This is a genomic window from Streptomyces sp. NPDC056361 (assembly GCF_042262805.1).
GTDB lineage: Bacteria > Actinomycetota > Actinomycetes > Streptomycetales > Streptomycetaceae > Streptomyces.
In genome coordinates, this window is sequence record NZ_JBHJQI010000105.1 from 1 (window position 1) to 12869 (window position 12869).

A 12869-nucleotide genomic window follows, 5' to 3' on the forward strand; every position below is an offset into this window, starting at 1 on the left:
GCATTCCCGTCTGCCCCACGGGCGACGACGGGAATGCGACGACAGGCCCCGGGTGTCCTGCCGATCACGCCGGACCCAGGGGAGCGCACGGCGGGGAGCGCGATTGGACACGTTCCGTACTCGTGCGGATACGCTCCGGGAATGGATTCCAGGCGCTTGCTCCGCACGTCCGCCACGGCTCTCGCCGCCGCCGGACTGATCCTCTCCGGCTGCTCGGGCGGAAGCGGCGCAGCCGCGTCGCGGAGCACCCCGCCGGGCGCCTCGGCCGCGGGCTCCGCAGCCGCCTCGCCCGAGGCCGGGGCGCTGAAGAAGTACTACGCGCAGAAGCTGTCCTGGCGCGACTGCGGGGTCACGGGCTTCCAGTGCACGACGCTGCTCGCCCCGCTCGACTACGCGAACCCGGAGGCCGGCGACGTGAAGCTGGCCGTCTCGCGGGCCCGGGCCACCGGCCCCGGGAAGCGGCTCGGCTCGCTCCTGGTCAACCCCGGCGGGCCCGGCGGCTCCGCCGTCGGCTACCTCCAGGGGTACGCGGGCATCGGCTACCCCGCACCGGTCCGCGCCCGCTACGACATGGTGGCCGTCGACCCGCGCGGAGTCGCCCGCAGCGAGCCGGTCGACTGCCTGACGGGCCCGCAGATGGACGCGTACACCCAGGTCGACCAGACCCCCGACGACACGGCGGAGGTCAACGCGCTCAGTGCCGCGTTCAAGGACTTCGCGGCCGGCTGCGAGAAGAAGTCCGGCACGATCCTGCCCCACGTCTCCACCGTCGAGACGGCCCGGGACATGGACATCCTGCGGGCGGTGCTCGGCGACGAGAAGCTCGCGTACGTGGGGGCGTCGTACGGCACCTTCCTGGGCGCCACCTACGCCGAACTGTTCCCCGCCCGGGTCGGCCGCCTCGTCCTCGACGGGGCGATGGACCCCTCGCTCTCCGCGGTCGACCTCAACCGCGACCAGACCGCGGGCTTCGAGACCGCCTTCCGCGCCTTCGCCGCCGACTGCGTCCGCACGCCTGACTGCCCCCTCGGCACCAAGTCGGTCGCGGCGGCCGGCGAGGCCCTGAAGACGTTCTTCCGCGACGTCGACGCCGAGCCGGTGCCCACCGGCGAGAGCCGCGCGCTCGGCGAGTCCCTCGCCACCACCGGCGTGATCGCCGCCATGTACGACGAGGGCGCCTGGCCCCAGCTGCGCGAGGCCCTCACCCGGGCCATCGGCGGCGAGGGCTCCGGCCTCCTCGCCCTCGCCGACAGCTACTACGAACGCGAGGCGGACGGCACCTACGCCAACCTGATGTTCGCCAACGCCGCCGTGAACTGCCTCGACCTGCCACCCGCCTACGCCGGCCCCACCGACGCCTCGAAGGCCGTACCCGCCTTCGAGAAGGCCTCCCCGGTCTTCGGCGCGGGCCTCGCCTGGGCCGCCCTCAACTGCACCTACTGGCCCACGCAGCCCACCGGCCACCCCCACCGCATCACCGCCGACGGCGCCGCCCCCATCCTCGTCGTCGGCACCACCCGCGACCCCGCCACCCCCTACCGGTGGGCCCGCTCCCTCGCCGACCAGCTCTCCTCCGGCACCCTCCTCACCTACGAGGGCGACGGCCACACCGCCTACGGCCGCGGCAGCGACTGCATCGACACCGCCATCAACGCCTACCTCCTCGAAGGCACCCCTCCCCAGGACGGAAAGCGCTGCTCATAGCCCTGATCCGGGGGTGGTCGGACCACCCCCGGAAACTGTGTAGACTTGGCCGCGCTGCTGCACCCACGATGTGTCTGCACAGCATGCCGCCTTAGCTCAGTTGGCCAGAGCAACGCACTCGTAATGCGTAGGTCTCGGGTTCGAATCCCGAAGGCGGCTCGGAATTACCCCAGGACTCACTCGCCGTGACCTGGGGTTTTTTCATGCCCGGGGGGCGGGGGTCTCCTGTTGGGCGAGGAGGTAGCCGGCCTGGAAGCGGCTTTCGGCGCCGAGGGCGGACATGACGTCGGCGACGTGGCGGCGGCAGCTGCGGACGGAGAGGCCGAGGCGGCGGGCGATGGCGGCGTCGGTGAGGCCTTCGGTGAGGAGGCGGACGATGGTCTGCTTGAGCTCGTCGGAGATGTCCATGATGGTCTGGCGGTCCCACTCGGTCTCGAACGGGAGGGCTTCGAGCCAGAGGCGTTCGTAGGCGCCGACCATGAAGGCGACCACGTGCGGCTCGCGGATGAGGACGGCGGCCTGGGGGTCGTCGGGCACCGGGATGACCGCGGTGGTGCGGTCGAAGACGAGGAGGCGCATGAACTCGTCGTCGAGGGTGCGGACCTGGGCGCCGAGCCGGCCGACCCGCTCGACGTAGGCGCAGGTGCCTGCGGAGAAGCGGGCGGTGTGCTGGTAGAGCATGCGCATGCGGACGCCGCGGCGCAGGAGTTCCTCGTCGCGGGCCACGGCCTCTTCCAGGACCTCGGCGCGCCGGCCGCCGCCGGGCTGGGCCGTGAGGACCTCGCGTTCGCAGGTGCGGCCGAGTTCGGTGATCGCCTCCCGCACCGAGCGGAGGTCGGTGAGCAGCTCGACGTGCTCGGTCTGCCGCAGGTGGGTCTGCCGGCGCAGGTGTGACTCGTAGAGCGGCATGAACGCCATCAGCTGCTCGCGGCTGCGCTCCATGTGTCGGCGGCGGGCGCGCATCTCGCGTTCCAGCGGCCCGAGCGTGCGCTGGACGGCGTCGTCGGGCGCCACGGGCAGCACGGCGCGTTCCGGGGTGCGGCGGAGCAGGCCCATGTCGAGGAGGGCGGAGACGGCGGACTCCACCCGGGCCAGGGGGAGTCGAAGTTCCTCCGCGAGCTCGGTGGAGTGTGCTGCGGGCCGCGCCGGGTCGCGGTCGAGGACGCGGCCGTAGACGCGGGTCAGCGGGTCGTCGTCGGTGGTGGCCGGTGCGGACGCGGGAGGCGTGGGGAGGGTGGTCCCCGGGTCGGCCTCCCGGGCCGTTCGAGTGCTGCCGGAGCCCTGCCTTATGTCGGTTGTCGACACTTTGTCCCCCGTTTGTCATGGCGTCCTGTTGCTGCCATGCAGGCTCATGAGCCATGCGGTCGGACCCATAGGCATGCAGTCGCGGGATACGTTCATCCCACCGCCCAGAAGGTCAAAGCTCACCAAGCTCGCACAGCCCGTGAAGCTCGTAATCCCGCTCAATCCATCACGACCTCCTCGTGACCTCCTCGCGGCGTCCTCGCGACGCCCCCTCGCGGAAAGAGACACCCGACATGAAGCGGCGGATCCGCACCAGCCTCCTCGCCACCACGCTGATCACCGGCCTCGCGGGTCTGGCCACCGTCACCGCGACCCAGGCCGCCGGCGGCGCCGGAACGCACGACACCGGATGGGGCGCGGCCGTCCTGAGCGGCCCGAACGGCACCGACGGCAGCGGAACGGGCACGCCGGTCGGCGGTCCGGGCACGCACGACACCGGCTGGGGATGAGCATGACCCTGCTCGACTGCACCCTGCGCACCGGCGGGCAGCTCACCGGCGGCTCCGTACCCCCCGCGCTGGCCGCCGACTACCTCGCGGTCTGCGCGCGGATCGGCGTCGACATCGTCGAGCTGGGCACCGTCCACGACCCCGCCGGCCCCGGAGCCCCCTTCGGCGACCTGCTGCCGGTCCCCCTTCCCGGAGACCACGACGAGCGGTACGGGCCGCGTTTCTCCGTCCTGCTCGACACCGCCGCCCTGCCCGTCACGGACACCGCCGCCACGGCCGCCGCCGGCCGGATCGCCGAGGCGCTCGCCGCCGGCTCCGTCCCCGTCGGCCTGGTGCGGCTCGCCGTCCGGTACGACCGGGTGGCCCGCGTCGCCGCCCCGCTGCGGCGGCTGCGGGAGGCCGGGCTCGGCGTCTGCCTGTTCCTCACCGACATCGACCTCGCCTCCTACCGCGAACTCGACGGCTGTCTCGGCGAGGCCGCGGCGCTCGGCCCCCTCGACGCCGTGTTCCTCGTCGACTCGCTCGGCTCGTTCCGCCCGGAGCGGGTCATCGAACTCGTCCAGTCCACCCGTGCCGCCGTCACCGCCCCCGTCGGCATCCACGCCCACGACAACCAGGGCTTCGCCCTGCACAACACCGTCGTCGCCGGCAGCGCCGGCGCCACCTGGCAGGACACCGCCGTGCACGGGATCGGCCCGGGTGCCGGACTGACCCGCACCGAGCAGCTCCTCGCCCTGCTCGGCGCCGCCCCCGCCGACCTCACCCCGCTGCTCGCGCTCATCGCCACCCATGTCGCCCCGCTGAAGCGGCGGTACGGGTGGGGTGCCGGGCCCCGCCAGGTCATGGCGGGCCTCGCCCGCATCCCGGTCTCGGCGGTACGGGGACTGGACCCGCACGCCGGCGCCTGAACCGCGGGGGCCGGGGTCGCTCGGTCCCGCCTCGCCGTGTGCCGCCGTGTTGTCGCCGTGGCGCCGTGCCGGGATTCCCCCTGCCCGTCGTCGTCCGTCGTCCGTTGACCGTTGCCCGTCGCCCGCCGTCGCCCGCCGTCGCCCGCCGTCGCCCGCCGTTGCCCGTCGCGCCCGCCGCCGTAGCCCGTCCGAGGAGACCCGCATGCCGTTCACCGCGCCCATCCCGCCGCCGGGAGAGCAGCCCCTCGCCCCGACCCCGTACCGCGATCTCGCCGAGACCACCGGAGCCGCCGCCATGGCCAACCGCTTCCGCATCGACCGCAGTTCCGCCACGGAGGAGTTCGGGCTCGCCTGTCAGCGCCTGATCCCGTGGGCCGGCGGGGAGGAGACGCCCGTCGGGGCGATGGCCTGCTTCCTGCGGCCCGGGGGCGATTCGGACCCGGACTGCCACAACCAGGACGAGGTCATGATCATCCTGGCGGGCTCGGGAGCGGTGACGCTCGACGGCGGGCTCGAACCGCCGTTCCGCGCCGGCGACGTCGTCGTCCTGCCGCGCAACCAGGAGCACGTCGTCCACAACACCGGCGACACCGAACTGAGTTGGATCTCCCTGTACTGGCCGCTGCGCGAGCCCGCGCTGCCCACCGACAGCACCGACGACACCGAAAGCACCGACGAGAACGAGGAGGTTGCCGCATGAGCGACAACGTGACGCACCCGACGCCCCGCACGACGGCCCAGTGGATCACCGCCACGCCGCCCACCCCCAACGGCGACCTGCACATCGGCCACCTCGCCGGCCCGTACCTCGCCGGTGACGTCCTGCGCCGCTTCCTCGCCGCCGAGGGCACCGGGCCGGTCCGCTACACGACCGGCCTCGACGACCACCAGAGCTACGTGCCGGTCCGCGGCATCAACGACGGCGGACGCAAGGGCGAAGAGGTCGCCGACGGCTACGGCGCCTCCATCGAGTCCGTGTGGAGCCGCGCCGGCGCCGACTTCGACGCGATCGTCCGCCCGCGCCGCGACATCGGCTACCAGACGGCCGTCCAGGAGTTCTTCCAGCGCCTGTACGACGCCGGGCACATCGTCGCCCGCACGGCACCGCTGCCGTACTGCACCGGCTGCGAGCGGTGGCTGTACGAGGCCTACCTGAAGGGCGACTGCCCGCACTGCGGCTCCGGCTCCAACGGCAACGCCTGCGAGCCCTGCGGCCGCCCCAACGACTGCGCCGACCTGGCGAACCCCGTCTGCACCGGCTGCGGCGCCACCCCCGAACTCCGCGACTGCGAACGGCTCTACTTCCCCCTCGCACCCTGGGAGCAGCAGCTCGCCGACTTCTGGGAGCAGGTCGACATGCCGCCGCACCTGCGGTCGCTGTGCGAACGGATGCGGGCCGAAGGACTCCCCGAGATCGCCGTCAGCCACCCCTCCGAGTGGGGCGTGCCGGTACCCGTCGCGGGCTTCACCGAACAGCGGGTCTACGTCTGGTTCGAGATGGCCCCCGGCTACCTCCTGGAGTGGACCGGCGCCGGCGGCACCGGGCCCGCGCCCGCCCCCGTCCAGTTCTTCGGCTTCGACAACGGCTACTTCCACGCGCTGCTGTTCCCCGCCGCGTTCCGGGCGTACGACCCCGCCATCGCGCTGCCGAAGGCCTTCGTGGTCAACGAGTTCTACCGGCTCGAAGGCCTCAAGTTCTCCACCAGCCGCCGCCACGCCATCTGGGCGCACGAGGAGCTCGCCCGCACCGGCGCCGACGTGCTCCGCTACCACGTCCTGGCCGACCGGCCCAACGGCCGCCAGACCAGCTTCAGTTCGCAGGCCCTCGAACTCAGCCGCGCCCGGCTCGCCGACCGCTGGGACGGCTGGCTCGGCCGCCTCCTCACCGCCGTCGCCGAGGACGCGGACGGCGCCGCACCCGCCGAGGCGCCGCAGGGCCCCGCATGGGAACGGCTCCGCGACCGGCTCGCCGGAACCGTCGGCCAGCTGCGGGACGCGTACGGCGTCGAGGGGTACGACGCGCGGCGCGCCGTCGCGCTGCTCGACGAGATCGTCGCCCTCGCCGAGGACTTCGGACACGTCACCGGCTTCGAGCGGGAGCGCCCGGCCGGCGGCCCCGCCTACCGGGCCGCCCTCGCCGCCCAGCTCGCCGTCGCCGCCGCCCTGTCGGCGTGGGCCGCGCCCGCCCTGCCGTACGGCTCCGCCCGCCTCGCCGGCCTGCTCGCGCTCGCGCCCGAGGCGCGGCGGGTGGACGTGGACGCCCTGGCCCCCCTCGCCCCGGGGACGCCGGTGGCCGCCTGGCCCGGGGCGGTCTTCAGTGCCTGATCTGCTGTGGGACGGCGAGGCCGGGATCGGGGCCGCGGACACGGCCCCGGGCCCGATCGCGACCGAGGCCGTGTCCGGGGACGCGTCCGCGGTCGTCACCCCGGGCGGCGTCGTGTCCGCCCTCGGCAACTGGGCCGGCGCCGTGACCGGCCTGCGGTCCGCCGAGGCCGAGGCCGCGGCGGACGCGCTGCCGCGCGGGGCGGTCGTCGGCCCGTTCTCCGGCGAACGGGCCGCCTGGGGCGAACACCTGGAGCGGGCCGCCGCCCACTACGGGTCCGCCGTCACCTGGGAGCTGTACGACGACCGGGGCGAGACCGAGACCGCTCGGCAGATCGCCGAGGCCGTCGTCGCCGAAGGCCGGCACACGCTGGTCGTCGGACACTTCAACAGCGCGGGCGCGCGCGTGGCCCTGCCCGTCTACCGGGCCGCCGGACTCCCCGTCCTGCTGCCCCTCGCCACCACGCCCGACCTCCTCGCCGACAGCGCCGGCACCATCCTGCGCTGGTGCCCTGACGACCGGGCCCAAGCCGCCGACCTGCTGGTGGCCGTCCGGTCCGCCGGGCACACCCGGATCGCCGTCACCCACGATGGCACCCCCTACGGAACATGCCTCGCCCGGCTCGTCCGCGAACCCCGGCCCGCACCCCCCGCAAGCCCCGCCCTGCCGTCCGGCGCCGTCGTCTCGGACGGCAGCGGCCCCGCGACCGGCGCGGTGCCGGTACCGGCGGCTCTGACGGGGTGCCCCCGAGGAACGGACGCGCCGTCCGGTCCGGGCCGTGGGACGACGGGCCGCGGGGCGACGGGCCGCGGGGCCGGGGCCGCGGTCGGCCCTGGCCTCGGCTCCGGCCCCGGCTCTGGGTCCGGCACGGGCTTCGGCTCCGGTCCCGGCCTCGGTTCCGGCACCGGGCCCGGCGCCCTCGGCGGCCCCGCGGCCGTCGAGGTGCTCGACGGCGGTGACGGGCCGACCGCCGAGACCGTCGCGGCGATCACCGCGCTCGTCGTGTGCGGCACCCATGCCGGGGCCGCGCGGATCGGGCAGGAGTGGCGGGCAGCCGGGTTCGGCGGGGCGTTCTACTTCACCGACGACTGCGCGGTGGACGAGTTCGCCGCGCTGCTCGCCGAGCCGCCCGGTCGCCCCGCGGCCCATGTGGCCCGGATGCGCGGCGGCCCCGAGACCCACGTCGACGCCGCGTTCGCCGCCGCCACCGCCGCGCTCACCGAGGACCCCGAACGGACCGGACGCACCCTGCTCGCCGCTGTACGGGCCCACGCCGACCGGGGGTTCACCGCGCGCGGGGAACCGGAAGCCGGGAGCGTCGGATGGGACTTCGCGCCCGTGCCGGACGCGCCCCGCACCACCGCGCCCGTCCGCGGCCGGGCCTACGACGTGATCATCGTGGGCGCCGGGGTCGTCGGCGCCGCCACCGCGTCCGTACTCGCCCGGCACGGCGCCCGGGTCGCGCTCGTCGCCCCCATGGACGGCAGCCAGGACCACGCCACCGCGATGTCCGGCGGGCTCGTACGGTCCTACGAACCCGACCCGTACCTGCGGGGGCTCGCCCTGCGCAGCCACCAGCTCGCCTGGGGGCCGGCCGCGCTCGCACCCGGCCCGTACGGCTTCATGACCACCGGGTCGCTCGTCCTCTGCGGCGACCCCGACATGGAACAGGCCCGCAAGGGCGTCGCCGAGCTCAACGGCGCCGGCGTGCCCGCCGAACTCCTCGCTCCCGACGAGATCGCGGCCCGCTTCCCCGGACTCGCCGTCGACGGCATCACCGCCGGCGTCTGGGAACCCGAGGCCGGCTACGCCGACCCGCCCCGCGCGGCCCGCGCCTACCGCGACCGGGCGCTCGCCCACGGGGCCCGGCTGCTGCCCGCACTCGTCCGCGAACTCGTCGCCACGCCCGGGGACGACCGCGTCCGCGTCCTCCTTGAACCCGGAGGCCCCGTCGAAGCCCGCGCCATCGTCCTCGCCGCCGGCGGCGGGACCGGGCACATCGCCGGACACCGGCTCAGCGGCGCGGACGCCGGACGCACCAAGAGCATCCGCTACGGCTTCTTCCACCACCCCGCCACGGCCGGCCTGCCGACCGTCGTCGACCTCGTCACCGGCGTCTGGGGCAGACCCCAGCTCAGCGGTGAAGCCGCCGGCGGCTACATGGCCGGGCGGCCCGTCGACGAATGGGACGTGCCCCCCGGGGGCGACGACACGCTCACCGACGACCAAGTGACGTACATCCGCCAGGGGGCCGCCGTCCGCTGGCCCTGGCTCGCCGACCCCGCCACCCGCTTCCTCGCCGGGCGCCGAGGCGTCGACCTCTACACGCCCCACTCCCGGCCCCACCTCGGGCGCTCCCACGCCGGCAGCCGCGTCGTCCTCGCGACGGGGTGGTCCGGTGCGGGCTTCAAGACCGCGCCCGCCGCGGCCGAACTCGCCGCCGCCGAAGCCTTGGAGGTTCTCACGGGCCTTTGACTTCACGCCGGGCCTTTGGCTCCGTGCCGAGCCCTGCGGCCCGCGCAGGCTCACGCCGGGCCCGTGCCCACAACGGGGTGGGCCTGGTCTGGGCGGGGGCGCGGAAGTCGCCGGTGTCCACAACGGGGTGGGCCGGGCGGGGTGTGGGAGCCGTCGGTGGCTTGAACGGGGCGGCTGGGGTGGTGAGTGGGAAGTTTCGGTTCGTTGGAATGGAGGTGGCGGTGTGACGGATGTGGTGGCTCGGCCGGAGGTGGCTGAGGGGGGCCGTGAGGGGCTCGGGGTCAGGGCGTTGGTGGTGTTCTACGTCAGCAGCCTGGTGGGGACGGGGATTCTGCTGGTGCCGGGGCTGACGGAGCGGCAGGCGGGCCCCGCGGCGCTGCTCGCGTGGCTGGCGCTGGCGGTGAGCTCGTACCCGTTCGCGCGGTTCTTCGCGGAGATGTCGGCGTGGCGGCCGGACGCGTCGGGGCTGGCCGCGATGGTGGAGGCGGGGTTCGGGCGGAGGTCGGGGCGGGCGGCGGGGCTGCTGCTCGTGGCGACGTACGTGATCGGGAACCCGGTGATGGGCATCGTGTCGGCCCGGTGCCTGCTGGGGCTGCTGGGTGAGCCGGACGGGCCGGTGTATCCGATCGCGATCGGGTTCATGGCGGTGTCGGCCGCGTTCACGCTGCTGGGCCTGACGGCGGGTGCCCGGGTCCAGGCCGCCGCGCTGGTGGTGCTGCTGCTGGGGCTCGGCGGGGCGGTGGTGCTCGCGGTGCCGCGCTTCGACGCGGGGGAGTACACGCCGTTCGTCACGCACGGCTGGGGCGGGGTCGGGATCGCCGTCGTGACCGCGTTCTTCTCGTTCCTGGGCTGGGAGAACGTGTCGACGCTCGCCGAGCAGGTCGACGACCCGGCCCGGAGCTACCGGCGGGCGATCCGCTGGGCGGTCCCGATCGTGGGTCTGCTGTACGTGGCGGTGACGGCGGCGTATCTCGCCGTCCCGGGCGACGAACCGGTCGTCATCACGGCCCTGTTGGGCGCCTCGCTCGGCGAGGGCGGTGCCGTCGCCGGCGATCTGCTGGCCCTGGGGCTCGCGGTGGTCGCCACCAACGCGTGGGTCCTCGGCGCGACGCGGGTCGTCCGGGCGGCGGCCCGCGAGCGGATCCTGCCGGGGCGGCTGGCCGGCCGGCCGGTGTGGGCGACGGCGGCCCTGGCCCTCGCCTACGCGGCGGTCCTCGGTGCGCTGACCGTCGCGGGGACCGGCGAGGAGCCGGTGCTCGTCGTCACCAGCAGCGCGTTCCTGCTCCTGTACGTGGCGGCCGCCGCGGCGGCGCTCAGAGCGCGCGGCACCGGGCGCGCGCTGCGCGTGACGGCCGTCGTGACCCTGCTGATCGCGGTCGTGTTCCTGTCCTTCGCCGGTACGGGCCTGCTGTTCGCCCTGGTCCTCGCCGCCGGGTGCGTGGCGCTGACGGCCGGCCGCACCCGTACCCGTACCCCTGCTCGTACGTCCTGAACAGGTTTCTCCGATTCCGAAAGGTTTTCCGCCATGAGCACGAACGAGACCACTCCCGTCTACGACGTCGTCGGTGTCGGCTTCGGGCCCGCCAACCTCGCCCTCGCCATCGCGATCGAGGAGCACAACGAGCAGGCCGCGCCCGGCGAGGAGCTGACGGCCGTCTTCCTGGAGAAGCAGCCTGCGTTCGGCTGGCACCGGGGCATGCTCATCCCGGACGCCACGATGCAGGTCTCGTTCCTCAAGGACCTGGCCACGATGCGCAACCCGGTCAGCCGCTTCGGGTTCGTGTCCTACCTGCACGACCGGGGCAGGCTGGTCGACTTCATCAACCACAAGGCGCTGTTCCCGACCCGGGAGGAGTTCCACGACTATCTCCAGTGGGCGGCCAACGGCGTGGACCACATGGTCCGTTACGGCCTCGAAGTGACGGCCATCCGCCCCGCGGACCGGGCGGGCCAGGACGGCCCCGTCGTCGAGGTCGACGTCGCCGCGCTCGGCGGTGCCGGCAGCGGCGCCGAGGCGGAGGCCGTCACCTACCGGGCACGGAACCTGGTCATCGGCACCGGCCTCGTGCCCCGGCTCCCCGAGGGCGTCGAGTCGTCCGAACGCCTCTGGCACAGCAGCGAGTTCCTGCACCGGCTCGCCGCGCTGCCGAGCGGGAACCCGCGCCGCTTCGTGGTGGCGGGGGCGGGGCAGAGCGCCGCCGAGATCGTCGACCACCTGCACCGCACGTTCGAGGGCGCGGAGGTCGTCGCCGTACACACCCGGTACGGGTACAGCCCGGCCGACGACAGCCCGTACGCGAACCGGATCTTCGACCCGGAGGCCGTCGACCTGTACCACGGCGCCGATCCGTCCGTCCGCCGCACGCTCATGGACTACCACCGCAACACCAACTACGGCGTGGTCGACATGGACCTCATCGAGGAGCTCTACCGCCGCTCGTACCAGGAGAAGGTGCGCGGCGAGCAGCGGCTGCGGATCCTCGGCGTCACCCGGCTCACCGGGGTCGAGGAGGGCCCCGACGGCGTCCGCGTCGAGGTGCGGAACCTCGCCACGGACGAGACGGAGACGATGACGGCCGACGCCGTCGTGTACGCCACCGGTTACGGCGAGCCTGACCCGACCCGCCTGCTGGGCGAGCTCGACGCCGCCTGCCTGCGCGACGAGGCCGGCCGGCTGCGGGTGCGCCGCGACTACCGGGTGGAGACCGCTCCGGAGATGGAGGCCGGGATCTACCTGATGGGCGGCACCGAGCACTCGCACGGCATCACCGCCAACCTCCTGTCGATGGCCGCCGTCCGGGCCGGCGAGATCTGCGACTCCCTTGCGGAGCACCGCCGTTCCGACAGGCGGGCGCCGGTGGCGGTGACGGGCTGAGAACCCGTACAACACCTGCACACCGGTACGCGGAGCGAGAGGGAACCATGAGCACCACCACCACCGCCACTTCCGACGACCAGTTGGCCGTCACCGAGCGGACCCGGCTGCGCCGCATGCGCGAGAAGGGCAGCCACCGCCGCGCCGACCTGGACGCCGTGCTCGCGGCGGGCTTCCTCTGCCACCTCGGCGTCACCGTCGACGGGACGACGATGGTGGTGCCCACCGCGTACGGCGTGGACGGCGACCGGCTCTACCTGCACGGGTCCGTCGCCAGCCGCAGCCTGGTCCAGGCCCCGGACACCACCGTCTGCGTCACCGTCACCCACGTCGACGGTCTCGTCCTGGCCCGCTCCGTCTTCGAGCACGGCGTCAACTACCGCTGCGCGATGGTCTACGGCGTGCCCCGCATCGTGACCGACCCGGACGAGAAGCTGCGCGGCCTGCGGGCCCTCACCGAGCAGAGCTCCCCGGGCCAGTGGGAGTACGTGCGGCAGCCCAGCCGCAAGGAGCTGGCCGCGACCTCCGTCCTCGCGCTCGACCTCGCCGAGGCCTCGGTGAAGACCCGCAGCGGTCCGCCGGACGACGGCGACTCCGAGGACGCGGCGCTCGGCCTGTGGGCGGGGGTCCTCCCCGTGGTGACCACCTTCGGCGACCCCGTCACCGACCCCGCCCTCCCCGCGGACCTCGCGCCGCCCGCCCACGTCTCCTCCCGCGCGGGCCGCCCGACGGACGCCCGCTGAGCGCCCGACGGACGCCGCTGAGCGTCCGCTGAGCGTCTGCTGAGAGGTGTCCTCGGGCGGCGGCGGCCGCGGGGGAGGAGACGTGGG

General features: G+C 74.5%; 10 protein-coding genes and 1 tRNA gene. 10 read left to right on the forward strand and 1 reads right to left on the reverse strand.

Going from position 1 to position 12869, the window contains the following annotated elements; all coding sequences use genetic code 11:
* The first annotated feature begins 141 nt into the window (after positions 1–141).
* On the forward strand, positions 142–1704 hold the full coding sequence (locus ACFCY7_RS28155) for an alpha/beta hydrolase (RefSeq protein ID WP_376488860.1): 1563 nt from the start codon (positions 142–144) through the stop codon (positions 1702–1704).
* Between the two features lie 85 nt (positions 1705–1789).
* Positions 1790–1863, forward strand: a tRNA-Thr gene (locus ACFCY7_RS28160).
* 42 nt (positions 1864–1905) lie between these two features.
* On the opposite strand, the gene ACFCY7_RS28165 is transcribed toward ACFCY7_RS28160, so the two are convergent.
* Complete coding sequence (locus tag ACFCY7_RS28165) at positions 1906–3009, reverse strand: LuxR C-terminal-related transcriptional regulator (protein ID WP_376488861.1); 1104 nt, start codon at positions 3007–3009, stop codon at positions 1906–1908.
* A 233-nt stretch (positions 3010–3242) separates the two neighbouring features.
* Between ACFCY7_RS28165 and ACFCY7_RS28170 the strand changes: the two genes are divergently transcribed.
* The 8 genes from ACFCY7_RS28170 to ACFCY7_RS28205 all read left to right on the forward strand — a co-directional run bounded on the left by ACFCY7_RS28170 (position 3243) and on the right by ACFCY7_RS28205 (position 12782).
* The gene (locus ACFCY7_RS28170) at positions 3243–3458 is read left to right on the forward strand and encodes a hypothetical protein (RefSeq protein ID WP_376488862.1); all 216 of its coding nucleotides are present in this window, start codon (positions 3243–3245) and stop codon (positions 3456–3458) included.
* Complete coding sequence (locus ACFCY7_RS28175; protein ID WP_376488863.1) at positions 3455–4366, forward strand: hypothetical protein; 912 nt, start codon at positions 3455–3457, stop codon at positions 4364–4366. Before ACFCY7_RS28170 ends, ACFCY7_RS28175 begins: the two co-directional genes overlap by 4 nt.
* A 202-nt stretch (positions 4367–4568) precedes the next feature.
* Positions 4569–5066: a cupin domain-containing protein gene (locus ACFCY7_RS28180; RefSeq protein ID WP_376488864.1), complete on the forward strand. Its 498-nt coding sequence runs from the start codon at positions 4569–4571 to the stop codon at positions 5064–5066.
* A complete protein-coding gene (locus ACFCY7_RS28185) occupies positions 5063–6691 on the forward strand; it encodes a class I tRNA ligase family protein (protein ID WP_376488865.1) in 1629 nt (542 codons plus the stop codon). Before ACFCY7_RS28180 ends, ACFCY7_RS28185 begins: the two co-directional genes overlap by 4 nt.
* Positions 6684–9164: an FAD-dependent oxidoreductase gene (locus ACFCY7_RS28190; RefSeq protein WP_376488866.1), complete on the forward strand. Its 2481-nt coding sequence runs from the start codon at positions 6684–6686 to the stop codon at positions 9162–9164. The genes ACFCY7_RS28185 and ACFCY7_RS28190 overlap by 8 nt, the downstream gene beginning before the upstream one ends.
* 250 nt (positions 9165–9414) lie before the next feature.
* Entirely contained in the window at positions 9415–10656 is a 1242-nt protein-coding gene (locus tag ACFCY7_RS28195; protein WP_376488881.1) for an APC family permease, read from the forward strand.
* A 33-nt stretch (positions 10657–10689) separates the two neighbouring features.
* The gene (locus tag ACFCY7_RS28200; RefSeq protein WP_376488867.1) at positions 10690–12039 is read left to right on the forward strand and encodes a lysine N(6)-hydroxylase/L-ornithine N(5)-oxygenase family protein; all 1350 of its coding nucleotides are present in this window, start codon (positions 10690–10692) and stop codon (positions 12037–12039) included.
* A gap of 47 nt (positions 12040–12086) precedes the next feature.
* Positions 12087–12782: a pyridoxamine 5'-phosphate oxidase family protein gene (locus tag ACFCY7_RS28205; protein ID WP_376488868.1), complete on the forward strand. Its 696-nt coding sequence runs from the start codon at positions 12087–12089 to the stop codon at positions 12780–12782.
* Positions 12783–12869: the final 87 nt, after the last annotated feature.

Bases quoted from the DNA above. Each gene is read 5' to 3' on its own strand.
- ACFCY7_RS28155 (WP_376488860.1), top strand. From the start codon at position 142: ATGGATTCCAGGCGCTTGCTCCGCACGTCCGCCACGGCTCTCGCCGCC.
- ACFCY7_RS28170 (WP_376488862.1), top strand. From the start codon at position 3,243: ATGAAGCGGCGGATCCGCACCAGCCTCCTCGCCACCACGCTGATCACC.
- ACFCY7_RS28175 (WP_376488863.1), top strand. From the start codon at position 3,455: ATGAGCATGACCCTGCTCGACTGCACCCTGCGCACCGGCGGGCAGCTC.
- ACFCY7_RS28180 (WP_376488864.1), top strand. From the start codon at position 4,569: ATGCCGTTCACCGCGCCCATCCCGCCGCCGGGAGAGCAGCCCCTCGCC.
- ACFCY7_RS28185 (WP_376488865.1), top strand. From the start codon at position 5,063: ATGAGCGACAACGTGACGCACCCGACGCCCCGCACGACGGCCCAGTGG.
- ACFCY7_RS28200 (WP_376488867.1), top strand. From the start codon at position 10,690: ATGAGCACGAACGAGACCACTCCCGTCTACGACGTCGTCGGTGTCGGC.
- ACFCY7_RS28205 (WP_376488868.1), top strand. From the start codon at position 12,087: ATGAGCACCACCACCACCGCCACTTCCGACGACCAGTTGGCCGTCACC.